This window comes from Actinoplanes sp. NPDC051633, assembly GCF_040681735.1.
Classification (GTDB): Bacteria; Actinomycetota; Actinomycetes; order Mycobacteriales; family Micromonosporaceae; genus Actinoplanes.
Window position 1 is genome coordinate 1 of record NZ_JBFAZH010001594.1, and the last position, 1421, is coordinate 1421.

1 protein-coding gene and 1 pseudogene are annotated in these 1421 nt (G+C 73.5%); both read right to left on the reverse strand.

Going from position 1 to position 1421, the window contains the following annotated elements; translation table 11 throughout:
- A pseudogene (locus tag AB0M20_RS43420) lies at positions 1-269 on the reverse strand (nitroreductase); the annotation flags it as partial.
- Positions 270-383: 114 nt separating this feature from the next.
- On the reverse strand, positions 384-1421 hold a 1038-nt coding region (locus AB0M20_RS43425; RefSeq protein ID WP_364307334.1), incomplete at its 5' end, for an ABC transporter permease.

The window sequence follows — 1421 nt, forward strand, 5'->3', positions numbered from 1 at the left end:
GCCAGCACCTCGGGACGGTCCGGGTCGGGCATGCGCGCCACCGTCACGGCCCAGCCCTCGGCGGCCAGCGCGGTGCGCGCGTGGTGCAGCGCGGCGCCGCAGCTCAGCAGGAGCAGCCGGCTGTCCGGGTCGGTCGCGGCCAGATGCCGGTCCAGCTCCGCGGTCAGCTCCATGGTGTCCGTGCCGATGCGCCACTTCCACGGCTGCGTGTTGAACACCGACGGCGCGCGGAGCGAGGACCGCGCGGCAGTCTCGAGGACGGTTCTCATGGCGAAACCTCCGGTTCGTGTCCACTCCACGATGCCGGGCACCGGTTCCTGGCGTTCAGGGCCGAAAGTCCCCACTCCCAGGGCCTTTCTCATCGACCGTGCGCGGGCCAGCTCCTAGTAGCCGAGGTCGCGGCGGCGCAGACCGGCATAACCGATCCCGAACAGCGCCGCGGCGCACGCCCCGACCACGAGCAGGGGGGTCACGGCGAGGTTGTCGAGAGGCACCCGCGGGGTGTGCGCGAAGGGTGAGGCCCGCTGCGCCCAGCCGGGCAGATTGAACGAGTCGGCGAACAGCGCCACGACGGCGCAGTAGCCCACCGCCACCCAGGCCGTGACCGCGGCGGCGCGCGGCAGCCAGCCGATGGCCAGCACCGCGACCGCGATGATCAGCCACACGGCCGGCAGGTAGGTCAGCGCGCCACCGATCAGCCGCGGCACCTGACCGGCATCCGAGGTGGCCAGCCCGTACGTCAGCCCTTCGCCGAGGCCGGTCGCGAACAACGCCAGCGCGCTGCCGGCCAGCGCCACACTCAGATGGGCCGCCAGCCACGTGAACCGGCTGGTGGCGGTGGCCAGCACCGGCTCGGCCCGCCCGGAGGTCTCCTCGGCGCGCATCCGGATCGCGCTGGACACGCCGTAGGCCGCCGCGATCAGTGCGGTGAGCCCGACGGTCAGCGCGAGATAGGCGTCGATGATGTCGGCCGCCCCGCCGGGCAGGAACTCGGCGATCTCGGGATTGTCCTCGACGTACTGCTGCATGCTGGTCCCGACCGAGCCGTACGCCGCACCGAGCAGCGCCAGGCCGGTGACCCACCCGAGCATGGCGCCTCGCTGCAGCCGCCAGGCCAGGCCGTAGGCGTTGCCGAACGCGCGGGACGCGGTGGCGCGACCCGGGCGCGGCCGCACCAGCCCGGCGCCGAAGTCGCGGCGTTGCTGCAGCACGACAGCGGCCGCCACGAGCAGACCCGAGAGGGCGAGCGGCAGGAGCAACGGCCACCACCGATCACCGGTGTACGGGTACGTGCGCTGGCCCCACCCGATCGGCGAGAGCCAGGACAACGCGTCGTTGCCGGTGTCGCCGGCGGCCCGCAGGGCGTACGCGGCACCCAGCACGAACCCGGCCGCCCCGTACACGGCCCGGACGTTCTCGAA